At 67.2% G+C, this 24,709-nt stretch carries 22 protein-coding genes, 1 tRNA gene and 1 pseudogene; 9 read left to right on the plus strand and 15 right to left on the minus strand.

Annotated features, from left to right (window positions below; genetic code table 11):
• Positions 1-3 precede the first annotated feature (3 nt).
• Positions 4-79 (minus strand) — tRNA-Ala (locus tag AC3WMR_RS16465).
• A gap of 381 nt (positions 80-460) precedes the next feature.
• Between AC3WMR_RS16465 and AC3WMR_RS16470 the strand changes: the two genes are divergently transcribed.
• A complete protein-coding gene (locus AC3WMR_RS16470; RefSeq protein ID WP_492264152.1) occupies positions 461-1,516 on the plus strand; it encodes an aldo/keto reductase in 1,056 nt (351 codons plus the stop codon).
• A gap of 135 nt (positions 1,517-1,651) precedes the next feature.
• Here the strand turns inward: AC3WMR_RS16470 and lnt are convergent, their stop codons facing one another.
• The 5 genes from lnt to miaB form a co-directional block, all read right to left on the minus strand.
• Positions 1,652-3,286 carry an apolipoprotein N-acyltransferase gene (gene lnt, locus AC3WMR_RS16475; protein ID WP_492264151.1) on the minus strand — a complete coding sequence of 545 codons (1,635 nt, stop codon included), beginning with the start codon at positions 3,284-3,286 and terminating at the stop codon, positions 1,652-1,654.
• Positions 3,283-4,173, minus strand: a complete 891-nt coding sequence (locus tag AC3WMR_RS16480) for a CorC family transporter (protein WP_492264150.1) — start codon at positions 4,171-4,173, stop codon at positions 3,283-3,285. The genes lnt and AC3WMR_RS16480 overlap by 4 nt, the downstream gene beginning before the upstream one ends.
• Before the next feature lie 153 nt (positions 4,174-4,326).
• A complete protein-coding gene (gene ybeY, locus AC3WMR_RS16485; protein WP_175194078.1) occupies positions 4,327-4,800 on the minus strand; it encodes an rRNA maturation RNase YbeY in 474 nt (157 codons plus the stop codon).
• Entirely contained in the window at positions 4,790-5,815 is a 1,026-nt protein-coding gene (locus AC3WMR_RS16490; protein ID WP_025137311.1) for a PhoH family protein, read from the minus strand. The genes ybeY and AC3WMR_RS16490 overlap by 11 nt, the downstream gene beginning before the upstream one ends.
• Positions 5,812-7,251 carry a tRNA (N6-isopentenyl adenosine(37)-C2)-methylthiotransferase MiaB gene (miaB, locus tag AC3WMR_RS16495; protein WP_492264149.1) on the minus strand — a complete coding sequence of 480 codons (1,440 nt, stop codon included), beginning with the start codon at positions 7,249-7,251 and terminating at the stop codon, positions 5,812-5,814. Before miaB ends, AC3WMR_RS16490 begins: the two co-directional genes overlap by 4 nt.
• A 166-nt stretch (positions 7,252-7,417) precedes the next feature.
• Here miaB and AC3WMR_RS16500 point away from each other — a divergent pair, with 166 nt between their 5' ends.
• Positions 7,418-8,179: a phosphatase PAP2 family protein gene (locus tag AC3WMR_RS16500; protein WP_492264148.1), complete on the plus strand. Its 762-nt coding sequence runs from the start codon at positions 7,418-7,420 to the stop codon at positions 8,177-8,179.
• A gap of 107 nt (positions 8,180-8,286) precedes the next feature.
• Here the strand turns inward: AC3WMR_RS16500 and AC3WMR_RS16505 are convergent, their stop codons facing one another.
• From AC3WMR_RS16505 to yajC, 5 genes are all read right to left on the minus strand, one after another.
• Positions 8,287-9,000: an alanyl-tRNA editing protein gene (locus tag AC3WMR_RS16505; RefSeq protein ID WP_492264147.1), complete on the minus strand. Its 714-nt coding sequence runs from the start codon at positions 8,998-9,000 to the stop codon at positions 8,287-8,289.
• Positions 9,001-9,060: 60 nt separating this feature from the next.
• Positions 9,061-9,738: a VOC family protein gene (locus AC3WMR_RS16510; RefSeq protein WP_492264146.1), complete on the minus strand. Its 678-nt coding sequence runs from the start codon at positions 9,736-9,738 to the stop codon at positions 9,061-9,063.
• A gap of 365 nt (positions 9,739-10,103) precedes the next feature.
• Positions 10,104-11,039: a protein translocase subunit SecF gene (secF, locus tag AC3WMR_RS16515; RefSeq protein WP_492264145.1), complete on the minus strand. Its 936-nt coding sequence runs from the start codon at positions 11,037-11,039 to the stop codon at positions 10,104-10,106.
• Between the two features lie 51 nt (positions 11,040-11,090).
• Complete coding sequence (secD, locus tag AC3WMR_RS16520; RefSeq protein ID WP_492264144.1) at positions 11,091-12,971, minus strand: protein translocase subunit SecD; 1,881 nt, start codon at positions 12,969-12,971, stop codon at positions 11,091-11,093.
• Between the two features lie 111 nt (positions 12,972-13,082).
• Positions 13,083-13,424 (minus strand): preprotein translocase subunit YajC, encoded by a 342-nt coding sequence (gene yajC / locus AC3WMR_RS16525; protein ID WP_006390891.1) that lies wholly within the window; start codon positions 13,422-13,424, stop codon positions 13,083-13,085.
• 382 nt (positions 13,425-13,806) lie between these two features.
• Between yajC and relB the strand changes: the two genes are divergently transcribed.
• Positions 13,807-14,103 carry a type II toxin-antitoxin system RelB family antitoxin gene (relB, locus tag AC3WMR_RS16530; RefSeq protein ID WP_492264143.1) on the plus strand — a complete coding sequence of 99 codons (297 nt, stop codon included), beginning with the start codon at positions 13,807-13,809 and terminating at the stop codon, positions 14,101-14,103.
• A pseudogene (locus AC3WMR_RS16535) lies at positions 14,090-14,370 on the plus strand (type II toxin-antitoxin system RelE/ParE family toxin). Before relB ends, AC3WMR_RS16535 begins: the two are co-directional and overlap by 14 nt.
• A 73-nt stretch (positions 14,371-14,443) precedes the next feature.
• On the opposite strand, the gene tgt reads toward AC3WMR_RS16535, so the two are convergent.
• The 3 genes from tgt to AC3WMR_RS16550 all read right to left on the minus strand — a co-directional run bounded on the left by tgt (position 14,444) and on the right by AC3WMR_RS16550 (position 17,649).
• Entirely contained in the window at positions 14,444-15,580 is a 1,137-nt protein-coding gene (gene tgt / locus AC3WMR_RS16540; RefSeq protein ID WP_025137318.1) for a tRNA guanosine(34) transglycosylase Tgt, read from the minus strand.
• Positions 15,577-16,632, minus strand: a complete 1,056-nt coding sequence (gene queA, locus AC3WMR_RS16545; protein ID WP_492264142.1) for a tRNA preQ1(34) S-adenosylmethionine ribosyltransferase-isomerase QueA — start codon at positions 16,630-16,632, stop codon at positions 15,577-15,579. Before queA ends, tgt begins: the two co-directional genes overlap by 4 nt.
• A gap of 180 nt (positions 16,633-16,812) precedes the next feature.
• Positions 16,813-17,649, minus strand: a complete 837-nt coding sequence (locus AC3WMR_RS16550; protein WP_492264141.1) for an IclR family transcriptional regulator — start codon at positions 17,647-17,649, stop codon at positions 16,813-16,815.
• 78 nt (positions 17,650-17,727) lie between these two features.
• Between AC3WMR_RS16550 and AC3WMR_RS16555 the strand changes: the two genes are divergently transcribed.
• The 5 genes from AC3WMR_RS16555 to upp all read left to right on the plus strand — a co-directional run bounded on the left by AC3WMR_RS16555 (position 17,728) and on the right by upp (position 22,955).
• A complete protein-coding gene (locus AC3WMR_RS16555) occupies positions 17,728-18,741 on the plus strand; it encodes an LLM class flavin-dependent oxidoreductase (RefSeq protein ID WP_492264140.1) in 1,014 nt (337 codons plus the stop codon).
• Positions 18,742-18,822: 81 nt separating this feature from the next.
• Positions 18,823-19,329 (plus strand): flavin reductase family protein, encoded by a 507-nt coding sequence (locus tag AC3WMR_RS16560; protein ID WP_492264139.1) that lies wholly within the window; start codon positions 18,823-18,825, stop codon positions 19,327-19,329.
• 65 nt (positions 19,330-19,394) lie between these two features.
• Entirely contained in the window at positions 19,395-20,546 is a 1,152-nt protein-coding gene (locus tag AC3WMR_RS16565) for an ABC transporter substrate-binding protein (protein WP_492264138.1), read from the plus strand.
• A 180-nt stretch (positions 20,547-20,726) separates the two neighbouring features.
• Positions 20,727-22,175, plus strand: a complete 1,449-nt coding sequence (dacB, locus tag AC3WMR_RS16570) for a D-alanyl-D-alanine carboxypeptidase/D-alanyl-D-alanine endopeptidase (protein ID WP_492264137.1) — start codon at positions 20,727-20,729, stop codon at positions 22,173-22,175.
• Positions 22,176-22,316: 141 nt separating this feature from the next.
• Positions 22,317-22,955 carry a uracil phosphoribosyltransferase gene (upp, locus tag AC3WMR_RS16575; protein WP_175194101.1) on the plus strand — a complete coding sequence of 213 codons (639 nt, stop codon included), beginning with the start codon at positions 22,317-22,319 and terminating at the stop codon, positions 22,953-22,955.
• A gap of 113 nt (positions 22,956-23,068) precedes the next feature.
• Here the strand turns inward: upp and cysG are convergent, their stop codons facing one another.
• Positions 23,069-24,484, minus strand: coding sequence for a siroheme synthase CysG (gene cysG / locus AC3WMR_RS16580; protein ID WP_492264136.1), 1,416 nt, complete (start codon positions 24,482-24,484; stop codon positions 23,069-23,071).
• Between the last annotated feature and the right edge of the window lie 225 nt (positions 24,485-24,709).

Here is a 24,709-nt window from a genome sequence, read left to right on the forward strand (position 1 = left end):
GACTGGTGGAGGTAAGCGGGATCGAACCGCTGACCTCTTGCATGCCATGCAAGCGCTCTCCCAGCTGAGCTATACCCCCTGGTCACAACCGGCTCTAAAATCCTTCAACGTTTTCACGATTTCTGGCGCTTTTCAGTGCCGTTTTTCGTGGTTCGTTGCCGGTTTTGTTTAGTGCCGTTGGCGAAGAAACGAGATTATGCACGAACTAAATGGGGTGTGCAAGTCGATGTGATGCAAAAAATGAAAAAGTTGAGAGGTTTTTTGATTCAAGGGGACGTATGAGTGGCGACCGCGTCCCGATCGATGCGCATCGGCGGCGTTTCCTGGCGTTCGGAAACGCCCGCGGATGCCGCGATGATCCCCGGAAAATCAAGGGCTTGGCCGAGTGCTATCGTGGATGCTGGGGGCCAGCGGTGTCCGGCCCCGCCATGATGTCTTGCCGGCAGGAGATTTTTTTCGCATGAGCACAAAGACTTCTTTTCCCACGCGTCCGTTGGGGCGCAGCGACATGTCCATCACCCGCATCGGGTTGGGCGCCTGGGCCATGGGCGGCAACGACTGGGCGATCGGCTGGGGGCCGCAGGACGACACGGATTCCATCGCGGCCATCCGCTTGGCAGTCGATCGCGGCATCAACTGGATCGACACCGCCGCCGTTTACGGACTGGGGCATTCCGAGGAAATCGTCGGGCGCGCGCTGGCGCAGATGAGTCCCGGCGAGCGGCCCTACGTGTTCACCAAGTGCGGCCTGACGTGGTCTGCCGACCAGCGGCAGGCGACTCCGCGGCGCAACGGCGCGCCGGCCAGCATCCGCCGTGAAATCGAAGGCTCGCTGCGCCGCCTGGGCGTCGAACGTATCGATCTCTACCAGATGCACTGGCCCGCGGGCGACGGCACGCCGCTCGAAGCCTATTGGCAGGAACTGCTGGATCTCAAGCAAGCGGGCAAGGTGCGCGCGGTGGGCCTGTCGAACCACAACCTGGCGCAGTTGCAGGACGCCGAAGCACTGGGCCACGTGGAATCGTTGCAACCGCCGTTTTCGGCGATCCAGCGCAGCGCCGCCGCCGACCTGATTCCGTGGTGCGCGCAGAACGGCACCGGCGTCATTGTCTACAGCCCGATGCAATCGGGATTGCTCAGCGGCGGCTTTACCGCCGAGCGCGCGCAGGCCTTGCGCCAGGACGACTGGCGTTCGCGCAGCCCCGAATTCAAGGCGCCCAACCTGGCGCGCAACCTGGCCCTGGCCGAAGCCTTGAAACCCATTGCCGAACGCCATGGCGCCACGCAGGCGGCGGTGGCCATCGCCTGGACACTGGCGTGGCCGGGCGTCACGGGCGCCATCGTCGGGGCGCGCAATGCAGCGCAGGTCGATGGCGTGGTGGGGGCTGCCGAACTGGAGCTGGATGCCGATGACATGGCGCGCATTGCCAACGCCATCGAACTGACGGGCGCGGGCTTCGGGCCGCTGCGTCCGGAAGACGACAGCGGCGCGTTGCCGGCCAATCTGTTTGCTTGAACGGAATGCCTGAAACCGTTGCACGGCCCGCTGGAAGGCGGGTCGGGCACCCAAGATGACGGGCAAAAAAAGAACGCGCAAATAAAGGCGGGCAAAGACGGCGGGCAAAGACGGCGGGCGGACGCCCGCGCGAAATCAGCCGCGCCGCGTGCGGCGGTTGGTGCCGAAGGCGGCGATCAGCGCCAGGCCGATCAGCGCCAGGGCCGACTTGTCGCCAAAGCGCGCGTAAGGCGTCAGCCCCGTCATGCCCTGCACCACGACCGGCAGCACCCCCGGCTGCAACGGCGCGAGCTGGGCCGCGACATGGCCCTTGGCATCGATGGCTGCGGTGATGCCGGTGTTGGTGGCGGTCAGCATGGGACGGGCGGTTTCGATGGTGCGCAGGCGCCCGATCTGCAAGTGCTGGCGCAAAGCCCAGGAATCGCCAAACCAGCCCAGGTTGCTGACGTTGACCAGGATGGTCGCGCCCGGTTCGCCGTTGGGACCCGACTGCAGCGCGGGCAGCAGGTCGGGGCCGAACAGGTCTTCGTAGCAGATGTTGAAGGCGATGTGCTGGCCGCCCACGGCGAACGGCGTCTGGCGTTCGGGGCCCCGGTCGAAGTCGCCCAGCGGAATGTCGAGCATGTCGACGAACCAGTGAAAGCCCGGCGGCACGTATTCGCCCCACGGCACGAGGTGGCGCTTGTCGTAGCGCATGGCGGTTGCGCCGCCCAGCAATTGCATGGCCGGCGTCTGGCCGTCAAAGCCCAGCACGCTGTTGGTGTAGCGGTCGCGGCCGTTCACCACGTCGTGCACCGGCACGCCCATGGCGACCACGGCGTTCTGCCGCGCCGCGACCTGGCGCCAGGTTTCCCACACGCGCGGATCGAGCTGATCCTGGAAGACCGGCATCACCGTTTCCGGCAGGATGATCATTTGCGGCGCCGGCACGCCCGGCGCGGGCGGCAGGGCCGCCAGTTCCAGGTGGCGCCGGATGCTTTGATCGAGCAGCGCGAGGTCGAATTTCTGCGATTGCTCGATGTTGCCCTGGACCAGCCGCACGTTCAGCGGCTCGCCGCTGGGGGCGGACCAATCGATGCGCGACAGCGGCCAGCCCACGGCAACCAGTGCCAGCGCCACGCCGGCTGACAGTGCACGGCGGCCATCGCGGGCCTGTTTTTGGTCGCCCACCGGCCGCCACAGGCTGGCGATGGCGGCGGCCGCGAACGCCGATACGAACGCCATGCCGTGCACGCCCAGCAGCGGCGCCCAGCCGGCAATGGGGCTGTCGACTTGCGCGTAGCCGATGTTCAGCCACGGGAAGCCGGTAAGCAGCACCGCGCGGACCCACTCGAAGCCGGCCCACAGCGCACCCCAGGCCAGCGTGGCCGACAGCACGCGGGCCGGCGTGGAATCGTGCGCCAGCGGCGCATAGCGCCGCGCCAGCGCGCCCGCCGTGGCCGGAAACAGCGCCAGGAAGGCGGACAAGGCCAGCACGGCGGCCACGGCCAGCGGCGCGGCCAGGTCGCCGTAGCGATGCAGGCTGATGAAGATCCAGTACAGGCCCAGCGCGTAGGTCACGAAGCTGAACAGCCAGCCTCGCCCCCAGGCCTGGCGGGCCGTCGGGGCGTACAGGGTGACGCGGGCGGCCACCGCCAGCGCCAGGATCTGCGTGATGGCCAGCGCCCAATCGGGCAGCGGGCCGGGCGCAAAGGTCAGGGCATGGACGGCGCCAGCCAGCGTCAGGCCGGCGGCGCCGCGCAGGAGCCGGCTGCGAGTGCTGCGGGTCATGCGTTGTCAGTGGGGGAAACGTTGCGCGCGGCCGTGCCACGCTTGACGCGCAGCCAGATGGCGCGGCGCGCGTCGCCGCGGGCCACTTCCAGCTTCAGGCCGTCGAATTCGGCGGTATCGCCGCGGCGCGGAATACGGCCCAGTTGGCCGCCCATCCAGCCGCCGACGCTGTCGTATTCGTCGTCGGGCAACTGGCAGCCGAACACGTCGTTGAAGTGCGAGATGTCGGTGGCGGCAAGCACGCGCCACTGGTTTTCGCCTTCGGGGAAGATCGAGTCTTCTTCGGTTTCGTCGAATTCGTCTTCGATGTCGCCGACGATCTGTTCGAGCACGTCTTCCATGGTGACCAGGCCCGAGATGCCGCCGTGCTCATCGATGACGATGGCCTGGTGGTTACGGCTGGCGCGGAATTCGTGCAGCAGCACGTTCAGGCGCTTGGATTCGGGAATGAACACGGCCGGGCGCACCAGCGTGCGCACTTCGATGCCGGGTTCCAGCATGCAGCGCAGCAGGTCTTTGGCCAGCAGGATGCCGATGATGTTGTCGCGGTCGCCTTCGTACACGGGGAACCGCGAATGCGCGGTTTCGATCACCGAGGCCACCAGGTAGGGAATGGGCTGCGTGACGTCGAGCAGGTCCATGCGCGAACGCGGAACCATGATGTCGCCGACGGTGCCCTCGGACACGGCCAGCGCGCCCTTGATCATCTTGTAGGACTCCGCGTCGAGCAAGTTGCGGTCGTGTGCGGCTTCCAGGATGGCCTTGATGCCTTCACGGTCCTCGGGCTCGCGGCGCACAAGGGAAAGCAGGCGGTCTAGAAGGGATTTGGTGGCGGGTTTGGCTGAGCGAGCAGGGGTCGCTTCGGGAGCAGGGTAAGGGTCAGACATCGTCCGGGAGGACAAGTTATGGAGGGGCCAGCATAACCGAAACTGGCGCCCGATTTGTAACGCCGAGTCCGAAAATGGGGGTAACCGACGCGATCTGCGCCTTGTAGGACGCCATTTCACGCCGATTTGTCAGGGTTGACCCCAGGCCCGGTATCAAGGGGCGAAATAGGGGTCGGCGATACCCATGCGGGCCAGCGTGGCGGTTTCCAGCGCTTCCATGCGGCGGGCGTCGCGCGCCTTGATGTGGTCGTAGCCCAGCGAATGCAGCACGCCGTGCAGCGTCAGGTGGGCGGCGTGGTCCAGGAGCGCCTTGCGTTGTTCGCGGGCCTCGCGCACCAGCACCGGCACGCACATCACGATATCGCCGCGGGCTACGCCCAGCGGGTCCACGCCGTATTCGAACGTCAGCACGTTGGTGGCGTAGTCGCGCTGGCGGAAATCGCGGTTCAGGCGGCGGCCTTCGGCAGCGCCCACCAGCCGCAGGCTGAGCTCGGCGGCCGAGAATTCGACCAGGCCGTCCTCGGCCGCGGCGGCCAGCGCCCGCTCGGCCCAGCGGCGCAGGCGCCAGCGGGGCAGGCGGGGTTCTTCGACCCCATACTGGACGGAAAGGGACAGATCAGGCGTCATTTTCGGAAGCGCGATCGTAGGCGTCGACGATGCGGGCCACCAAGGGGTGGCGCACCACGTCGCGGCTGGTGAAACGGGTGGTGGCAATGCCCTGCACGTCGTGCAGCACCTTGACCGCGTGCGCCAGACCGCTGTCCTGGCCGCGCGGCAGGTCCACCTGCGACGGGTCGCCGGTGATGACGGCCTTGCTGCCGAAGCCGATGCGGGTCAGGAACATCTTCATCTGTTCCGGCGTGGTGTTCTGCGCCTCGTCCAGGATGACGAAGGCGTGATTCAGGGTGCGGCCGCGCATGTAGGCCAGCGGCGCGATCTCGATGGTCTGCTTTTCGAACAGGCGCTGCACCTTCTCGAAGCCCATCAGGTCGTAGAGCGCGTCGTACAGCGGTCGCAGATAGGGGTCGACCTTCTGCGCCAGGTCGCCGGGCAGAAAGCCCAGGCGTTCGCCGGCTTCGACCGCCGGGCGCGTCAGCACCAGGCGCTGCACGGTGTCGCGTTCCATCGCGTCGATGGCGCAGGCCACCGCCAGCCAGGTCTTGCCGGTGCCGGCCGGGCCCACGCCGAAGGTGATGTCATGCTTGAGGATGTTGTTCAGGTAGTCGCGCTGGCGCGGTGTGCGCGGGCGCAGGTCGCTGCGCTTGGTACGCAGGGCGATGCCGTCGCTTTCGTCGTCCAGCGCGGGCAGCGGGTCGGCCTCGTGGACCGGCGCTTCCTGCAGCTTGTCTTCCTGGCGGCCGACACCGATCTCGACCAGGCCCAGCTGGATGTCGTCGACCGACAGCGCGCGGTGCACCGCTTGCTCGTGAAAGCGCCGCAGGACGCGTCCGGCCAGTTCGGCACGTTCGCCTTCGATGGTGACGCGGCTGCCGCGGCGCGACAGTTTCACGCCCATGCCATCGGCCAGCTGGCGCAGGTTTTCGTCCAGCGGGCCGCACAGATTGGCCAGGTGGGTGTTGTCGCCGTCCAGGGTGACGACGGCGGGCATGCTGCGGCGGGCGCGGGGGCGGGAAGTGGTCATTCGGCCTCTTGGGGAACGCGGTCGACGTCAGCCACCCGGGCGCGCAGCGAATTGGTGTGCGCTTCGGTGATGATGACGTCGACCATTTGTCCGATGAGCCGCGCGGGCGCGGCGAAATTGACGATGCGGTTGTTCTCGGTGCGGCCCATCAATTCGTTGGGATCGCGGCGCGAGGGGCCTTCGACCAGCAGGCGCTGGCGGGTGCCGACCATGTTGCGGGCGATGGTGGCCGCCTGCTCGTTGATCAGCGCCTGCAGGCGTTGCAGGCGGCGCAGCTTGACGTCTTGCGGCGTGTCGTCTTGCAGGTCGGCTGCCGGCGTGCCGGGACGGCGCGAATACACGAACGAGAACGAGGTATCGAAGCCCACGTCTTCGATCAGCTTCATGGTCTTTTCGAAGTCTTCCTCGGTTTCACCGGGAAAGCCCACGATGAAGTCCGACGACAGCGTCAGGTCGGGGCGCGCCGCGCGCAGGCGCCGCACCACCGATTTGAATTCCAGCGTGGTGTAGCCGCGCTTCATTCCCGCCAGCACGCGGTCGCTGCCGGCCTGCACCGGCAGGTGCAGGAACGACACCAGCTTGGGCAGGCGCGCGTAGGCGTCCACCATGCGCTGGGTCATTTCCTTGGGATGCGAGGTCGTGTAGCGGATGCGTTCGATACCGGGGATCTCGTGCACGTATTCCAGCAGCATGGCGAAATCGGCGATCTCGTCGCTGTCGGCCATGCGGCCGCGATAGGCGTTCACGTTCTGGCCCAGCAGCGTCACTTCCTTGACGCCCTGGTCGGCCAGGTCGGCCACTTCGATCAGCACGTCGTCGAACGGGCGCGAGACTTCTTCGCCGCGCGTGTAGGGCACGACACAGAAGCTGCAGTACTTGCTACAGCCTTCCATGATGGACACGAAGGCCGTGGCGCCGTCGACCCGCGGGGGCGGCATGTTGTCGAACTTCTCGATTTCCGGGAAGCTGATGTCGACCTGCGAACGGCCTTGTTCGCGGCGGCGCTTGATCAGGTCGGGCAGGCGGTGCAGGGTCTGCGGGCCGAACACCACGTCCACATAGGGCGCGCGCTTGACGATGGCCTCGCCTTCCTGGCTGGCCACGCAGCCGCCCACGCCGATCACCAGGTTCGGGTTGGTCTTTTTCAGGTGCTGCACGCGGCCCAGGTCGGAAAAGACCTTTTCCTGGGCCTTCTCGCGCACCGAACAGGTGTTGAACAGGATGACGTCGGCGTCTTCCGGGTTGTCGGTCAGTTCCAGTCCCTGGTCGCCGCGCAGCACGTCGGCCATCTTGTCCGAGTCGTACTCGTTCATCTGGCAGCCGAAGGTGCGGATATACAGCTTGCGGGGCGCGCCGGTGGCGGCGTCGGGGGACAGGGCGGCGGCGGGGGCGCCGTCGGGCGCGGCGTGCGCGCGCTTGAGGGAAGTTTCTTGCATATTGATCGCCGTGACGGGTGTAGATCCCGGGGGCAGAAGAAGGGAAAGGCGGAATTTTACCCCTTGCTGCAAATTTCCTTCTTGGATTGGTCACCCGGGGCCGTTACGATAGCTGGCCTTCGCCGATTCCCTTTCCGATAATAATTATCTTTACGTCAACGGTCCGATGACGCCGAATCCTCTCATGCCCCCCGTGGCCGCGCCCACGGCCGTTGCTCCGGCTGCCGCTGCCGACGAATTCCGCAATCCGCTGTCCACCCGCGCGTGGCTGCTTGCTGGCGCCTTGCTGGCGCTGATCGCCGCCGCCAGCGCCTTGTGGATCGACCTGCCGCTGGCGGTCTGGATCCGGCATTCGGTCAGCGACGGCGTCAACGAATCGTTCGAATGGATCGGCGAACTGGGCGAAAGCGGCCGCTACATCGGCGTGGCGCTGGCGTTCTACATCGTTGGCCTGGCCGGCCTGGCGCGCGGCTGGAGCAACCCGGTGCGCATGAGCTTTGCCAGCATGGCGCGCGGCAGCCTGCTGATGCTGTCCACCATGGCGGTGGGCGGGCTGATCGTGCTGATCCTCAAGCGTTCCGTGGCGCGGGCCCGGCCCGAGCTGTTCTTCGAAAAAGGCATCTACGGGCTGGGCGAATCGTTCTCGCGCGCCCAGCAGTTCAATTCCTTTCCGTCCAGCCACACCTACGCGGCCTTTGCCGTGGCGGTGGTGCTGGGCATCCTGGCGCCGCGCTGGCGCTGGGCCTTCCTGTCGCTGGGAGCGCTGGTTGCCGTCAGCCGCCTTGTGAACCTGGATCACTACCTGTCCGACGTCATGACCGCCGCCGGCATCGCCATCGCCGTCGGCCACCTGCTGGCCCCGCGCATCCTGTGCAGCCGCTATCAGTGGCCGCTGCGCGCGCCGTGGCGCTGGTGGAAAAAAGGCTGAACCGGCCAGCGAGCGAGACCTTCGCCGGAAAAAAAGGCTGCCGTCCTGGCAGCCTTTTTCTTGGGGGGGCGAGATCAACGCCTACGCGCGGGTCCGGTGCGTGGCGCTCAGGCGAAGGCGACGACCACGCGCCGGTTGGTGCGGCTTTTCTTTTCGATCTTGGTGACCGTGATCGGGCCGATTTCGCCCGTGTTGGCCACGTGCGTGCCACCGCAAGGCTGGCGGTCCACGCCGGGGATCTCGATGATGCGGATGCGCGCCGTGCCGGCGGGCGGCGCGGCGCCCACCGTGCGCACCAGGTCGGGCTGGGCGGCCAGTTCCTCGGGCGTGATGGCGTTGACGGCCACGTCGGTGCGGGCGTTGATCAGCGCGTTCAGGCGTTCGGTCAGGTCGACCTTGTCCAGCGTGGATTCGGGCAGGTCGAAATCGATGCGCGCCGAGTCGGGCGAGATGCTGCAGCCGGTGACGGGCGCCGGCACCAGCGACCCCAGCAAGTGCAGACAGGTATGCAGGCGCATCAGCTTGTGGCGGCGCGCCCAGTCGATGGCGACGCTGACGCGGTCGCCCACTTGCGGCAGTGCGGCGCCTTCGGCGGGCACGTGCAGGATGCGGCTGCGATCATCGGCGTAGACCGTGTCGGCCAGCGCCAGCACCTGGCCGCCCGGCAAGGTCAGGGTGCCGCTGTCGCCCGCCTGGCCGCCGCTGCGGGCGTAGCAGACGGTCTGGTCCAGTTCGATGCCTTCGGGGGTGACTGCGGTGACCGTGGCCTCGCACTGCTGCAGATAGGGTTCGTCGTCGAAGCGCTTGATGGGGGCGGTCATGGGGTGTCTCTCGTTCTGTTGTGGGGTGGGGCAGGGCCGGCAGGCGTCAGGGCCTGGACCCTATGTGAGGGTCTTTACGCCCTGGGCGGTTTCAATGCGGGCTTGCAGGCGCGGCGGGCCGTCGGCCTGCTCGACGGTGATCAGGTGATCGGCGCCCAGCCATGCCAGCCCCTGGCGCAGCAGGGCGGCGCGCGGATGGGTGCCGGCCAGGGATTGCAGCGTCAGCGCCTGGCGGGGCAGGCTGACGCCGGGATAGGCTTCCACGTCCCATTGGATCAGGGTGGGCAGCAGGCCGTCGCCTGCGGCTTGGTCGCCGTCGCGCCAGGAAGGCAGGCTGCCGTCGTCCGGCACGGTCAGGCGCCAGCGCAGGTCGCCGCGCGTCATGGGAATGGCGGGCGCGATGCGGTCGGGGTGCCGGGCCTGCCAGTCGGACAGGTCGTCAGGCGCCGTGACGCGCGCCGCCCAATGCGCCAGGAACGGGCCGTCGGCCAGGCGTGCGCGCAGGGCGGGCTGGTCCAGTCCGAACCAGCGCGGCCGCTGCGGCGCCGGCGCATCGGGGTCGATGGCGATGACTTCCAGGTACACGCCGCCCGCCATGCCCAGCACCCGGTTGTGGGTGCCCATGCGCGGATGCGCGCCGCCGCCCGCGGGCGCAATGCCCAGCAGGTCGGCCACATGGCGGGTGCCGCTGTCCAGGTCGGCGGCGGCGACGGCGAGATGATCGAGGACGAGTTTCATGGCGCCTATGGTATCGAATACAAGGGACACCGTACCCGTACACCTGGGCGGGGGCGGTCAGTACAGTGGTGCCAGGAGGCTAGCCAATGCCTGCCGTAACTGCGTTGACGAAATCCTGCCTAGGGCGTAGCCCCGAATTTGGGATATGTCGTGTTGGGTAAGATTTGAGGCCGTTGCGACGTCCGTTCGAGAAGGACCATGTCAACGTGCCCGCTTCACGCATGACAGCTATTTCCTGTTGGATTGTTGGAGGAAGACCAGAATATCTTCAAGCTGAATTGCGGGCTATTCGTAGCGACCGCAACTCCTCCGCCCATAAAAAAACCCGCCGCAATGCGACGGGTTTTTCTTCAGGGGCGGAAAGATCAGGCGGCTTCGCCTTCCTCGCCTTCCTTCTTGACCGGCTTGATCAGGTCTTCGCGCTTGACGCCCATCCACATGGCCAGCGCGGCGGCGACGAACACCGACGAGTAGATGCCGAACCAGATGCCGATGGTCAGGGCCATGGCGAAGTAGTGCAGGGTGGGGCCGCCGAAGAACAGCATGGCCAGCACCATCATCTGGGTCGAGCCGTGGGTGATGATGGTGCGCGAGATGGTCTGCGTGATGGCGCTGTTGATGACTTCGTGCACATCCGCCTTGCGGTACTTGCGGAAGTTCTCGCGGATCCGGTCCATGATGACCACGGATTCGTTCACCGAGTAACCCAGCACCGCCAGCACGCCCGCCAGCACCGACAGCGAGAATTCCCACTGGAAGAAGGCGAAGAAGCCCAGGATGATCACCACGTCGTGCAGGTTGGCGATCACGCCGGCGACGGCGAACTTCCATTCGAAGCGAAAGCCCAGGTACACCATGATGCCGATGACCACGACCAGCAGCGCCATCAGGCCGTTGTGCAGCAGTTCCTGGCCCACCTGCGGGCCCACGAACTCGACCCGGCGCAATTCCACGCCCTGGTCCGCGGTCTTCAGGGCGGCCATGACGGTCTCGCTCTGGGTGGCCGAGGTCTGGCCTTCCTGCAGGGGCAGGCGGATCATGACGTCGTGCGAGGTGCCGAAGTTCTGCACCTGGAAATCGGTGTAGCCCAGCCTGGAGACCACGCCGCGCACGTTTTCAAGCTGCGCCGTCTGGGCGTAGTTGACTTCCATGACCGTGCCGCCGGTGAACTCGATCGACAGGTGGAAGCCGCGCGTAAGGATGAAAAAGACCGCCGCCACGAACGTGACGAGGCTGATGATGTTCAGCACCAGCGCGTGGCGCATGAACGGGATGGTGCGGTGAATCCGGAAAAATTCCATTTTTTGCCCTGGCTTGTCGGTGGCGGGCGGCGTGGCCGCCCGCACTCATGTTCAGTTGGTCTTCGGCTTCCAGACTTCGCCGATGGAAATCGACGTGAGCTTCTTCTTGCGGCCGTACCAGAGGTTGGCCAGCGCGCGCACGCCCACGACGGACGAGAACATCGAGGTCAGGATGCCCAGGCAATGCACCACCGCGAAGCCGCGGATGGGACCGGAACCGAATGCCAGCAGGGCCAGGCCGACAATCAGCGTGGTGAGGTTGGAGTCGAGAATGGTGCCCCACGCGCGTTCGAATCCCTGGTGGATCGCCTGTTGTGGCGACGCCCCGGCGCGCAGTTCTTCCCGGATCCGCTCGTTGATCAGCACGTTCGAGTCAATGGCCATGCCCAGTGTCAGCGCGATAGCCGCGATGCCGGGCAGCGTCAGCGTGGCCTGCAGCATCGACAGCAGGGCCAGCAGCAGCAGCACGTTCAGGGTCAGGCCGACGGTGGAGAACACGCCGAACAGGTGGTAGTAGACGATGATGAAGACCGCGATGGCCAGGAAGCCGTACAACGTCGAATGGAAGCCCTTCGAGATGTTGTCGGCGCCCAGGCTCGGGCCGATGGTGCGTTCTTCGATGATCGACATCGGCGCGGCCAGCGCGCCGGCGCGCAGCAGCAGGGCGGTGTCGGCGGCTTCTTCCGAGCTCATGCTGCCCGAGATCTGCACCTGGCCGCCGGCGATTTCGCTGCGGATGACGGGGGCCGTCACGACTTCACCCTTGCCGTTCTCGAACAGCAGGATGGCCATGCGCTTGCCGATGTTGTCGCGGGTGACGTCGCGGAAGATGCGGGCGCCCTTGGAATCCAGCGTCAGGTGGACGGCGGCCTGCTGGGTCTGCGAGTCGCGGCCGGGCTGGGCATCCTGCAGGTTTTCACCGGTCAGGACGACTTGGCGGCGCACCAGGATGGGGCGGCCGTCGCGGTCGGAATAGCGTTCCAGGCCGAACGGCACCGAGCCGCCCAGCAGCGCGGCTTGCGCGGCGGGGGAATCGTCGACCATGCGGATTTCAAGCGTGGCGGTGCGGCCCAGCAGTTCCTTGGCCTTGGCCACGTCCTGCACGCCGGGCAACTGCACCACGATGCGGTCCGAACCCTGTTGCTGGATGACCGGTTCGGCCACGCCCAGCTCGTTGATACGGTTGTGCAGCGTGTTGATGTTCTGCTTCAGGGCCGAGTCCTGCACGCGGGTGACCGCGGCCGGATTCAGCGCGCCCATCAGCAGCAGCTTGCCGTTTTCTTCGCTTTCGGTGAATTCCAGGTCAGGCAGGCGGGTGCGCAGCGTCGAGATGGCGCGGTCGCGGTCCTGCGAGTTGGCGAAGGTGGCGGCCACGCCCATGCCCGAGCGTTCGACGCCGGCCACGTTGACCTTCTGGTCGCGCAGCACCGAGCGCACGTCGGCGGCCAGGGAATCGTAGCGGGCGGTCAGGGCGCCCTGCATGTCCACTTGCAGCAGGAAGTGCACGCCGCCGCGCAGGTCCAGGCCCAGGTACATGGGCTTGGGGGCGAACCAGCCCATCGCGCGCATCCAGGTGGGCGAGGCGGGCAACAGGTTCAGCGCCACGGTGTAGTGGGGGTCGCCCTGGACGGTATTGAGGGACTTGTCGATCAGGTCGCGCGCCTGCAGTTGCAGGTCGGTCGACGTGAAGCGGGCGCGCACGGTGCCGAGCGTGCCGTTCTGTTCGTAGTAGACCCCTTCGTTGGGGATCTTGGCGTCGGCCAGTACCTGCTCGACCCGGCTCAGCATGGCCGTATCCACCTTGATGGTGGCCTTGGCGCTGGAAACCTGGACGGCGGGGGACTCGCCGTAGAAATTGGGAAGCGTATAGAGCAGGCCAATAAAGACCGCAATCAGGACCGTAATGTACTTCCAGAGGGGATAGCGGTTCATTGCCGGCTACTTCATGTAAGAGTGATGAAAGGGCCGCCCGGGCGACAGGCGCGGCGGGCGGCGGAGCGGCGCCGCCTGACCCCGGGGCCCGGCGGCGCTCCTATGGGACGCTTACAGGGCCTTGATGGTTCCCTTGGGCAGAACGGTCGAGACCGACGACTTCTGCATGATGATCTCGACCGGCTTGTCGGCCAGTTCGGACACTTCGACGGTGACGTAGCTGTCGTTCACCTTGGTGACCTTGCCCAGCATGCCGCCGGCGGTGACGACTTCGTCGCCCTTGGCCAGGGCGGCGATCAGATTGCGGTGTTCCTTCTGGCGCTTCATCTGGGGACGGATCATCAGGAAGTAGAGGATCACGAACATCAGGATGATGGGCAGCATGCCCATCAGCGCATTGCCTTCCGGGGCAGCCTGGGCCACGACGAGGCTGGCGGTATCGATAGCGGACATGTAATTCTCCTGCGTATAGTCTGTTTGGGTTTGTTTGTATCGAGCTGTCGTCGATCTTGTTCTGCGCCCATCCCCGCGCGAGCCATGGATAGGGCAAGCCGACTATTGTAGCGAGGTTTAAGGCCCCCACGCCGCGGGCATTTAGACCCCCACGCCGCGCGCACTTCGTGCGCCAACTGCCCCTCGTGGGAGCTGCCCCGCCTTGGGGCGGCCCGGCGGCGGGGCAACTGTTCTAGCGTAGACCGTCATGTGGGGGCGGGATGGTGAATTAAAAGTCCCGGTCAGTGTCGCTCGTTATTGTGTCTGCAAAACGCGCTCATTTGGGGTCTTGCGTATCTCATTTGAGATACGCTGATTGGACGTTTTCCAACGGAAGTCTCCCATGCCCCAAACCTCGATGCTCCACGTGCGCGTGGATGACAAGCTCAAGGCCGATGCCACCGAAAAGCTGGCCGAATTCGGACTGACGATTTCGGATGCCGTGCGTATTCTGCTGACTCGCGTGTCCAAGGAAGGGGGCCTGCCCGCCGCGTTGACGACCGATGCGCAAGCTCACGACGTGTGGTTTCGCGCCAAGGTTCAGGAAGCGCTAGCTGATACCCGGCCGGGTATCCCCCACGAGCAGGTGATGGACGAAGCTCAGGCGCTTATCGACCGCAAGCGCCGTGCCAAGGCTTGAATGGTCGCCAACCGCGCGGGCCGATTTGCTGGCGATTGTCGATTACATCTCGGATGACAATCCCGATGCGGCGCAACGGCTGAAAGACGATATTGAACGAAGGCGAGGCAATTGCCGGCCCATCCCATGTTGTATCGTCCTGGCAAAATGCCCGGCACGCGCGAAATGGTGGTGCGTGCGAACTACATTGTTGTGTACGCGGCAGATGTGGCCATAGTGCGTGTCTTGCGGATTTTGCATGCCGCCCAGCAGTGGCCGCCGCAATAGCTGCCCGCTGCGTTCCGGTTCGGGATGCCCCACAAACACATGGCAAGACAAGGCCGGCGTCAGCCGGCCGTATCTATTCCACCCCGCGCGCCCGGTCGGCGGCAAATTGGGCGCGCCAGGCGTCGAAGCGGCCTTCGGCGATGGCTTCCCGCATTTCCTTCATGATGGTCAGGTAGAAGTGCAGGTTGTGCAGGGTGTTCAGGCGCGCGCCGGTGATTTCGTTGGCGCGTTGCAGGTGGTGCAGGTAGGCGCGCGAAAAGTGCGCGCAGGTGTGGCATTCGCAGCTGGGGTCCAGCGGGCGGGTGTCGTCGCGGTACTTGGCGTTGCGGATCTTGACGTCGCCAAAGCGGGTGAACAGCCAGCCGTTGCGCGCGTTGCGGGTCGGCATGACGCAGTCGAACATGTCCACGCCGCGGCTCACGCCCTCGACCAGGTCTTCCGGCGTGCCCACGCCCATCAGGTAGCGCGGCGCCTGGGCCGGCAGCTTGGGCGTGACGTGCGCCAGGATGCGCATCATGTCTTCCTTGGGCTCGCCCACCGACAGGCCGCCGATGGCGTAGCCATGAAAGCCGATGTCCTGCAGGCCGGCCAGCGACTCGTCGCGCAACGCCTCGTACATGCCGCCCTGGACGATGCCGAACAGCGCGTTCGGGTTTTCCAGGCGGTCGAATTCCTCGCGCGAGCGGCGTGCCCAGCGCAGCGACATGCGCATGGACCGGGCGGCCTCTTCGACGGTGGCGGGCCGGCCGTCGATTTCATAGGGCGTGCATTCGTCGAACACCATGACGATGTCCGAATTCAGCGAACGCTGGATACGCATGGATTCTTCGGGCGTCAGAAAGAGGCGCGCGCCGTCGATGGGCGAGGCGAACTTGACGCCTTCCTCGGTGATCTTGCGCATGCCCTGCAGACTGAACACCTGAAACCCCCCCGAATCCGTCAGGATGGGCTTGTCCCACTGCATGAAGCCGTGCAGGCCGCCGTGCTTTTCCATGATTTCCGTGCCCGGGCGCAGCCACAGGTGGAAGGTGTTGCCCAGCACGATCTGCGAGCCGATCTCCTTGAGCTCGTGCGGCATCATGGCCTTGACGCTGCCATAGGTGCCCACGGGCATGAAGATGGGTGTTTCCACCACGCCGTGGTTCAGCGTGATGCGGCCGCGGCGGGCGCCGCCGTCGGTGGCGAGCAGTTCGAAATTCAGTCCGGTCATGGGGCAGGGGATTCGATGAACATGGCGTCGCCATAGCTGAAGAAGCGGTAGCGCTGGGCCACGGCGTGGGCGTAGGCGCGGCGGATCGGCTCGACGCCGGCCAGCGCCGACACCAGCATCAGCAAGGTCGACTGGGGAAGATGGAAGTTGGTGACCAGGGCGTCGACGACGCGGTACGGGTAGCCAGGGGTGATGAACAGGCGGGTGTCGCCCTGGGCGGCGGCCAGCGGCAGGCCGGGGGCCGTGCGGCCTTCGGTCTGCGCGGCGGCGGATTCCAGGGCGCGCACGCTGGTCGTGCCCACCGCGATGACGCGGCCGCCCTTGGCGCGGGCCGCGGCGATGGCGTCCACGGTGGCTTGCGGCACGGTGAACCACTCGGCGTGCATGATGTGGTCGGCCAGGTTGTCCACGCGCACGGGCTGGAAGGTGCCGGCGCCCACGTGCAGGGTGACGAAGGCGCGGTCCACGCCCAGGGCCGTCAGGCGGTCCAGTGTGGGCTGGTCAAAGTGCAGGCCGGCGGTGGGGGCGGCGACGGCGCCGGGTTCGCGGGCGTAGACGGTCTGGTAGCGGTCGTCGTCGCCGGCGTCGGCCTCGTGCGTGATGTAGGGCGGCAGCGGCGTGGCGCCGTGCGCATCCAGCAGGTCCAGCACCGGGCCGGGAAAGCGGATGTCGAACAGTTCGCCTTCGCGGCCCAGCACGGTGGCGTCGAAGGCGTCGGCCAGGCGCAGCACCATGCCGGGGCCGGGCGACTTGCTGGCCCGCACGTGCGCCAGGGCGCGGTCGGTGTCGGTGATGCGTTCGACCAGCACTTCGATCTTGCCGCCGGTAGCCTTGTGGCCGGCCAGGCGCGCCTTGATCACGCGGGTGTCGTTGAACACCAGCAGGTCGCCGGGGCGCAGCAGCCCTTCCAGGTCGGCGAAGCGGCGGTCATGGAGCTGGCTGGCGCCGTCCAGGTGCAGCAGCCGGCTGCCCGTGCGCTGGGCGGCGGGCGTCTGCGCGATGAGCTCGGGCGGCAGCTCGTAGTCGAAGTCGGAAACGGTAAGGGCTTGCACGGGATATCGGTATCAGGGGGCGGGCGTGGCGAAGGTCGCAGCAAGGGCGCCGGGCCGCCGGCAATGGGGCGGCGAAAAAACGAGTCAGGCCCGGGGGCCGGCTCTGGGGCAACTCGCTATTGTAAAGGGGCTGGGAAAAAGGGCGGTTGGCCGGGGCGGCCACGCCCAGGCCCCCCCGGTTCAGCGTCCGCCGCGCCAGCCCAGCCGGCGCGAGCAATCGGCCGCCGCTGCGGCCAGCGCGCGCAGCGGCGCGCCGTCCGGCGACAGGTCGAAGCCGCCGTGCAGGCCCAGGCCGGTGATGGCCCCGGCCAGTTGGCCCTGGGCGTCCAGCACCGGCAGCGCGGCCGAGTCGATGCCGTGCAGCAGGTGGCCGCTGACGCAGGCGTAGCCGCGTTCGCGGGTGGCGAGCCAGCGTCGGCGCAGGACGGCGGCAGGGTCGGCAACATCGGCCGTGGCCAGGGCGGGGCCGGCGGGATCGCCCAGCAGGCCCGCCGGGTCGGCGCCCTGGCGCTGCGCCGCATCCCATTCCTGCAGGGCGCGTGGCAGCGCCAGCGCCTCGGGCAGCCAGGCCGCGAAGACGCGCCCGGTGGCACTGTTGAGCAGCGGCAGCACCGAGCCGACCCGCACGTTCACCGTGACGGGCAGGCGGGCGTCGCGCCATTGCACGATGGTGGGGCCGTGCTGGCCCCAGATGGAAATGAAGACGGTCTGGCCGATGGCCGCGCTCAGGTCTTCCAGGCAGCCGGCCGCCAGTTTCACGAAATCCACCTCGGCCAGCGCGGCCAGCCCCGTATGCAGGGCCTGCGGCCCCAGCCGGTAGCGGGCGCTGGCGGGGTCCTGCTCGACATAGCCGCGCCGCTCCAGCGACACCAGGTAGCGGTGCGCCTTGGCGCGCGGCATGTCCAGGCTGCGGCCCAGTTCCGACACCGACACGGGGCCGCCCAGCTCGGCCAGCCGGGTCAGGACGTCCAGGGCGATTTCGGCGGACTGGATCCCGGTGCTGCTCTCTGTTGACATCAGTTCGTCTCTTATTAGAATACGCGTATCACTAAAAAATACATCAGCGCGCCGCCGCGGACAAATACGGAGACAACCATGAAGCTGTCCATCTTCTCGGTCCAAGACCATTACCCCGACCAGTCCCGCAGCCTGGGCCAGCTGTACAGCCAGGTGCTGGAGCAGGCCCGCCAGGCCGAACAGTGGGGGTACGACACCTTTTGGGTGGCCGAGCACCACTTCCATGAATACGGTGCGGTGCCCAATCCGGCGGTGTTCCTGGCGGCCCTGTCGCAGCAGACGACGCGCCTGCGGCTGGGCACGGCGATTTCGATCCTGACCTTCCACAACCCGCTGACGGTGGCGGAAAACTATGCCTTGGTGGATCAGCTTTCGCAAGGCAGGCTGTCGTTGGGCGTGGGCTCGGGCTACCTGAAGCACGAGTTCGAGGGCTACGACGTCGACCCCGCCGTCAAGCGCGAGCGTTTCGACGAAAACCTGATGCTGGTCGAGCGGCTGCTGTCCGGCGAACGGGTCAGCTACGAAGGCAAGTTCAATCGCATTCACGAGGTCCGGCTGAACGTGCAGCCGGTGCAGCAGCCGGTGCCCGTCTACGTGGCGATCCTGCGCCGCGAGGCCGCCTACCACGTGGGCCGCCAGGGGCGCCGCATGCTGTTCGTGCCCTACGCCGCGGTCGACAACTTCGAAGAGATCGGCCTGATGATGCAGGACTACCGCCGCGGCCTGGCCGAAGCCGGCATCGAAGACGCCACCGGCATGGCGGCCGTGGCGCTGCACACCCACGTCGCCGCCACCGACGACGAGGCCCGCGTACGCGCCGCCCGTGCTTTTGACCTGTATGTGGCAACGCGCCTGTACGCCCGCAAACAGGTCTACGACGACATCATCGCCAGCGGCCTGTCGCTGTTCGGCTCGCCCCGCACCGTGGCCGACAAGCTCGCACGGCTGGCCGACATGGGCCTGGACCACGTGATGAGCCTGCACAATTTCGGCCTCATGCCGCAGGACCGGGTGCTGGATTCGATGCAGCGCCTGATGGACGAGGCCCTGCCGCTGTCGGGTGTGCGCCGGGCTGCCGTCCAGCCGGCCTGACGGCGGTACGCGTGCCTTCCCGGGCACGCGCGCTTTTGCCCGCAAGACCGTCCCGCCCTCGCCGAACCGCCGGAGCCCCCCATGACCTGCGCCACCCTTGATCTCAGCCCCGTTCGCCTGCGGCAGGCGCTGGGGCGCTACGCCACCGGCGTCACGGTGGTGACCGCCGCCGGCGCCCAGGGGCCCATCGGCCTGACGGTCAATTCCTTCGCCCCGGTGTCGCTGGACCCGCCGCTGGTGCTCTGGAGCCTGCGCCGCGCCAGCATGCATTACGGCGATTTCATGGCGCAGGGCGGCTTTGCCATCCATGTGCTGGGGGCGCCCCAACGCGACCTGGCGCGGGTGTTTTCGCAGCCGGTGGCCGACCGTTACGCAGGGCTGGACTGGTATGTGGGGCAGGACGGTATCCCGGTGTTCGACGCCTGCGCCGCGCGCTTCGAGTGCGCCACTCGTCAGGTCCTGGAAGTGGGCGACCACGCCGTGCTGATCGGCGAGGTGCTGCGCCTGCACGCTCCGGACGACGACGGCGGGGCGCTGGTTTTCCATAAGGGCGCTTTCCTGCCGCAAGCGGGGGTTCCCGTCGTATAACGCTTTCACGCCGTAGCGGATCGGCAAGACGCATAACGATATCCGCGCCCCAAAGGAGACGACGCATGACCCCCCGTTGCACATTGAAGGCCGCGTTGGCGGCCCTGCTGGTCGCGGCCGCCGCACCCGCGTTGGCCCAGGTGAAGATCGGCGCCACCCTGTCCACCACCGGCCCCCAGGCCTCGTTGGGCATCCCTGAACGCAACACCATCAGCCTGCTGCCCACGGAGATCGGTGGCGTGAAGGTGGAATACGTGGTGCTGGACGACGCGTCCGACACCACCCGGGCGGTCAGCAATTCGCACAAGCTGATTTCCGAGAACAAGGTCGACCTGATCGTCGGCTCGACCACCACCCCCAACACCATGGCCATGCTGGACACGGTGGCCAGCGGCGCCACGCCGGTGATCACGTTGGCGTCGTCGGCCCGCCTGATCGACCCGGTGGACGATAAGCGCCGCTGGGTCTTCAAGACGCCGCATTCCGATTCCCTGATGGCCGAAGGCATCGCCCGCCACGCAGCCGCCAACGGCGTGAAGAAGCTGGCCTTCATCGGCTTCAACAACGCACTGGGCGAAACCTTCTGGGTGGAAGTGGAAAAGGCGGCCAGGCAGCACGGCATCGAGATCGTGGGCCGCGAAAGCTTCGCGCCCACCGACACGTCGGCCGTGGCGCAGACCCTGAAACTGGTCGGCGCCGCCCCGGACGCCGTGGTGGTGGGCGCGTCCGGCACGCCGGCCGCGATGCCAGCCCGGGCGCTGCGCGAGCGCGGCTTCCAGGGCAAGATCTATTTCAACCACGGCGTGGCCAACAACGACTTTCTGCGGGTGTGCGGCACGGCCTGCGACGGCGCCTGGGTCCCGGTGGGGCCGGTGATGGTGGCCGACCTGCTGCCCGAGAGCAATCCGGTCAAGGCCACGGCGCGGGCCTTCGCCAAGAAGTACGAGGCGGCCAACGGCCCTGGCAGCGTGTCCCTGTTCGCCGCCTATACCTGGGACGTGGGCTTGCTGCTGCAACAGGCCATCCCCGTGGCGCTGAAGTCGGCCAAGCCGGGCACGCCGGAATTTCGCGCGGCGCTGCGTGACGCACTGGAAAACGTGAAGAACCTCCCGACGGCCACCGGCGTGGTCAACATGAGCGCCACCGACCACAACGGCCTGGACGAACGCGCGCTGGTCATGGCGACCGTGGCGGGCGGCAAGTGGAAACTGCAGTAGCCGCCTGCGCTTGACGGGCGGCACGGTTGCCGGCCGATCGACGGCCTGGGCCGCCCGGATGCCGCCGAATCGTCCCGAACGGGGCGGCTCGGCGCGGGGCATCGACCCGCCGCCACCCGTAACCGTCCCAGGTTTTGTATGCTCTCGGTTTCGCGGGACAGGCAACCAGGTGGACAGGGCATGACAGGATCAGGGAAAAAGCGGTGGAGCGGGCCGGCGCGATGGCTGGCTGGCGGGTTGCTGGCCCTGGCCGCCGGCAATGCCTGCGCGCAGGTGCCCGGCCTGCCGCCCAGCGTGGTCAACGCCTGGAAGGCCACCAAGCTGCCTGACAGCGCCCTGTCGCTGGTGGTGCAAGAGGTCGGCGGTCCGCGGCTGGCGACCCTGAACGCCAAGGAAGCCCGCAACCCGGCATCGGTGATGAAACTGGTCACCACCTGGGCGGCGCTGTCCGAACTGGGGCCCAATTACGTCTGGCGCACCGATTTCATGACCGAGCCGGGCGCCCGGCCGGACGCCCGCGGCGTGTTGCCCGGTCCGCTGTACCTGCGCGCCGGCGGCGACCCGCAATTCCTGATGCAGGACCTGTGGGCGCTGCTGCGCGAATTGCGCCTGCGCGGGGTCAAGCAGATCAACGACCTGGTGATCGACCGCAGCATTTTCGGCCAGGTCGCGACCGACCCCGGCGCCTTCGACGGCGCGCCCGACCGTGCCTACAACGCCAGCCCCGACGCGCTGATGGTGGGCTTTGGCGCCGTGCGCATCCTGTTCAGCCCCGATCCGGCCGCCAATAAATGGGTGCCGTTGATCGACCCGCCGCTGCCCGGCCTGAAGATCGAAGGCAAGGTGGACTGGAGCGACGTGCGCTGCCCCGGCGCGCCCGTGGTCCAGACCGACCCCGTCATTACCCAGCAGGGCGTGACGCTGCGCGTCAGCGGCAAGGTGGCCGGTTCCTGCGGCGAATTCAGCCTGTACCGCCTGGCGCTGTCGCAGAACGACTATGCCACCGAAGTCTTCCGCATGCTCTGGAAGGAACTGGGCGGCACCTTCAAGGGCCAGGTCCGCACGGGCGTGGTGCCCGGCGACGCCGTGGTGCTGGCCTCGCACGATTCGCCGACCCTGGCCGAAGTGATCCGCCAGATCAACAAGCGCAGCAACAACGTCATGGCGCGCACCCTGCTGTTGACCCTGGGCGCCGAGCGCGGCCGCCGGCCCGCGACGGTGCTCAGCAGCGAGACCGTGGCCAAGGGCCTGTTGGCCAAGCAGGGCCTGGACATGCCGGAACTGGTGATCGACAACGGCGCCGGCCTGTCGCGCGAAGCGCGGGTGTCCGCCGACAGCCTGGCGTCGATGCTGACCGTGGCCTGGAACTCGCCGGTCATGCCCGAGTACATTTCATCCTTCGCGATCGCAGGCGTGGACGGCACGGTGCGCCGCCGCCTGAAGGGCGACGGCATTGCCGGCATGGCCCACCTGAAAACCGGATCGCTGCGCGACGTGCGCTCGATCGCAGGCTATGTGCTGGGGGCCAGCGGCAAGCGCTTCGTCGTGGTCAGCATCGTCAACCACGAACAGGCGGGTGCCGTGCGGGCGTTCGACGACGCCCTCATCGCCTGGCTGGCTGAACAATAGCGCGGGCAGGATGGGCGCGCCGCGGCGCGCCCATCCGCCGCGTTTCCCATAAACCGATTACGATTCTCAGGCGCGCACCGCGTGACGGTGGCGCCTGAGGCGAAACACCCTGTCTATCAATAATTCTGGAGATTTACGCACATGCCCGTGCACGAAATCCGCCATCCGCTGATCCGCCACAAGCTCGGGATCATGCGTCGCGCCGACCTCAGTACCAAGAGCTTCCGTGAACTGTCGCAGGAAGTGGGCGCGCTGCTCACTTATGAAGCGTCCAAAGACCTGCCGCTGGCCCCCGCCACGGTCGAAGGCTGGTGTGGCTCGGTGCAGGTCGAGAAGATCGCCGGCAAGAAAGTCACCGTGGTGCCCATCCTGCGGGCCGGCATCGGCATGCTGGACGGCGTGCTCAGCCTGATCCCCGGCGCCAAGGTCAGCGTGGTGGGCGTGGCCCGCAACGAAGAAACCTTGGAGGCCCATACCTACCTGGAACGCCTGGTGGGCGAGTTGGATCAGCGCCTGGCCCTGATCGTCGACCCGATGCTGGCCACCGGCGGCTCGATGGTCGCCGCGATCGACCTGCTCAAGCGCGCCGGCTGCAAGGAAATCCGCGCGCTGGTGCTGGTGGCCGCGCCGGTCGGCATCGACGCGGTGCTGTCCAAGCACCCGGATGTGCATATCTACACGGCATCCATCGACGACGGCCTGAACGAGCACGGCTACATCATGCCGGGCCTGGGCGATGCGGGCGACCGCATTTTCGGCACGACGCAAAAGACGGACTGATGCCGTCTTTCCGGGGCCTGTTCGCCGTGGCCCCGGCCTGCTTTCATTGATGGGGCCTCAAGAACCGCGGGGCCCAAGCGGAACAGGTTGACGCGTCCCGAACGGGACGGGCCCTAGGCCGCCAGCCGCTGCGGCGCCCCTTCCAGGTGCTCGCCAAACCAATGCAATGACTGTGCCAGTCCGGCCACTTCGCCCACGATCAAGAGGGCGGGGGACCGGATGGCATGGGCGCGCGCCAGTTGCGGCAAGTCCTGCAACGAACCCGACAGCACGCGCTGTTCGGGGCGGCTGCCGTTTTCGACCAGGGCGAACGGCGTCTGCGGCGCACGGCCGTGGCGTATCAGGCGCTGCGTCAGCAGCTCCAACTGCCCCACACCCATATAGAAGGCCAGGGTCTGCTTTTCGCGGGCCAGGGCCGGCCAATCCAGGTTGTCTTCGTCTTCGCGGCAGTGCGCCGTCACCAGGCGTACGGACTGGGCGTGTTCCCGGTGCGTCAGCGGAATGCCGGCGTAGGCCGCACAGGCCAGCGCGGCGGTGATGCCGGGCACGACCTCGTAGCGCACGCCGTAGGCGCGCAGGTGTTCGAGTTCTTCGCCGCCACGGCCAAAAATGAATGCGTCGCCGCCTTTCAGCCGTACCACCCGGCGGCCGGCGCGTGCGTGTTCGACCAGCAGCGCATGAATGCGCGCCTGCGTGGCGTGATGGTCTTCGCCCGGCAGCTTGCCCACCGAAATGCGTTCGGCATCGCGGCGCGCCAGCGACATGATGTCATTGCTGACCAAGCGGTCGTACAGAATCACATCGGCTTCGTTCAGCGCGCGCAGCGCCTTCAGCGTCAAGAGGCCCGGGTCGCCGGGGCCGGCGCCCACCAGCACGACGCTGCCTTCGGCCGGCGCCAGCGGCTGGGCCAGCGCGGCGTTCAGGGCGGCCTCGGCCGCGTCCGGTTGCTGCTGGCGCAGCAGGCCGGCCACGGGGCCGTCCAGCAGCCAATCGTAGAAGCGGCGGCGTGCGCCCAGGTCGGGGTGGCCGGCGCGGATGCGTTGGCGGTAGCGTTCGGCCAGCCCGGCCAGGTGGCCCAGGGTGTGGTCGAACAGGGATTCGATGCGTTCGCGCAGGCGCCGCGCCAGCACCGGGGCCACGCCCGACGACGAAATGGCGACGATGACCGGCGAGCGGTCGACGATGGATGGCACCTGAAACGACGACAGTTCAGGGTCGTCCACCACATTGCTGAAAATTCGGCGGGACTGGGCGGCCTCGGATACGGCGGCATTGACGCCGCGGTCGTCGGTGGCGGCAACCACCAGCCATACGCCATCCAGCCACGCCGGGTCGAACGGGCCGGGCAGGTGGCGGATGTGGCCCTGGGCCCGCAGATCCGCCAGGGCGGGGGTCAGGTCCGGCGCACCCACGGCCACGTCGGCATGAGCTTCCAGCAAGGCCAGCGTCTTGCGCTCGGCCACGGCGCCGCCGCCCACGACCAGCACGGGCCGGTCTTTCAGGTCGGCAAAAATCGGGAAAAGCTTCATTACGCAGCCTCGGGCGCACCCGGCAGAAGGTCAGTCGATCATAGGGATGGGGTTTCATCCTCACAACTTCTGATTTCTTGAATCCATATAGCCATAACTTATTTGGCACGCCCGTCCAGCGTGCCTGCCGGGGTAGCTCATGCAAGTTCCATGCCCAGGCGCAGGACGCGGGGCTGGCGGGGGCAGCGGCTGACCAGGGCGCGAAAAATCGCACGTCGATGGTGC

It is taken from the genome of Achromobacter sp. FW305-C-28 (genome assembly GCF_058783235.1).

What these genes read in the sequence shown, in the direction of transcription:
- ybeY (WP_175194078.1), bottom strand. Translation starts at nt 4,800, where the DNA reads ATGACGCCTGATCTGTCCCTTTCCGTCCAGTATGGGGTCGAAGAACCC.
- AC3WMR_RS16565 (WP_492264138.1), top strand. Translation starts at nt 19,395, where the DNA reads ATGACCCCCCGTTGCACATTGAAGGCCGCGTTGGCGGCCCTGCTGGTC.
- AC3WMR_RS16470 (WP_492264152.1), top strand. Translation starts at nt 461, where the DNA reads ATGAGCACAAAGACTTCTTTTCCCACGCGTCCGTTGGGGCGCAGCGAC.
- AC3WMR_RS16480 (WP_492264150.1), bottom strand. Translation starts at nt 4,173, where the DNA reads ATGTCTGACCCTTACCCTGCTCCCGAAGCGACCCCTGCTCGCTCAGCC.
- AC3WMR_RS16550 (WP_492264141.1), bottom strand. Translation starts at nt 17,649, where the DNA reads ATGTCAACAGAGAGCAGCACCGGGATCCAGTCCGCCGAAATCGCCCTG.
- AC3WMR_RS16555 (WP_492264140.1), top strand. Translation starts at nt 17,728, where the DNA reads ATGAAGCTGTCCATCTTCTCGGTCCAAGACCATTACCCCGACCAGTCC.
- AC3WMR_RS16490 (WP_025137311.1), bottom strand. Translation starts at nt 5,815, where the DNA reads ATGACCACTTCCCGCCCCCGCGCCCGCCGCAGCATGCCCGCCGTCGTC.
- AC3WMR_RS16500 (WP_492264148.1), top strand. Translation starts at nt 7,418, where the DNA reads ATGACGCCGAATCCTCTCATGCCCCCCGTGGCCGCGCCCACGGCCGTT.
- lnt (WP_492264151.1), bottom strand. Translation starts at nt 3,286, where the DNA reads ATGACCCGCAGCACTCGCAGCCGGCTCCTGCGCGGCGCCGCCGGCCTG.
- miaB (WP_492264149.1), bottom strand. Translation starts at nt 7,251, where the DNA reads ATGCAAGAAACTTCCCTCAAGCGCGCGCACGCCGCGCCCGACGGCGCC.
- yajC (WP_006390891.1), bottom strand. Translation starts at nt 13,424, where the DNA reads ATGTCCGCTATCGATACCGCCAGCCTCGTCGTGGCCCAGGCTGCCCCG.
- AC3WMR_RS16505 (WP_492264147.1), bottom strand. Translation starts at nt 9,000, where the DNA reads ATGACCGCCCCCATCAAGCGCTTCGACGACGAACCCTATCTGCAGCAG.
- AC3WMR_RS16560 (WP_492264139.1), top strand. Translation starts at nt 18,823, where the DNA reads ATGACCTGCGCCACCCTTGATCTCAGCCCCGTTCGCCTGCGGCAGGCG.
- secF (WP_492264145.1), bottom strand. Translation starts at nt 11,039, where the DNA reads ATGGAATTTTTCCGGATTCACCGCACCATCCCGTTCATGCGCCACGCG.
- cysG (WP_492264136.1), bottom strand. Translation starts at nt 24,484, where the DNA reads ATGAAGCTTTTCCCGATTTTTGCCGACCTGAAAGACCGGCCCGTGCTG.
- tgt (WP_025137318.1), bottom strand. Translation starts at nt 15,580, where the DNA reads ATGACCGGACTGAATTTCGAACTGCTCGCCACCGACGGCGGCGCCCGC.
- AC3WMR_RS16510 (WP_492264146.1), bottom strand. Translation starts at nt 9,738, where the DNA reads ATGAAACTCGTCCTCGATCATCTCGCCGTCGCCGCCGCCGACCTGGAC.
- upp (WP_175194101.1), top strand. Translation starts at nt 22,317, where the DNA reads ATGCCCGTGCACGAAATCCGCCATCCGCTGATCCGCCACAAGCTCGGG.
- dacB (WP_492264137.1), top strand. Translation starts at nt 20,727, where the DNA reads ATGACAGGATCAGGGAAAAAGCGGTGGAGCGGGCCGGCGCGATGGCTG.
- relB (WP_492264143.1), top strand. Translation starts at nt 13,807, where the DNA reads ATGCCCCAAACCTCGATGCTCCACGTGCGCGTGGATGACAAGCTCAAG.
- secD (WP_492264144.1), bottom strand. Translation starts at nt 12,971, where the DNA reads ATGAACCGCTATCCCCTCTGGAAGTACATTACGGTCCTGATTGCGGTC.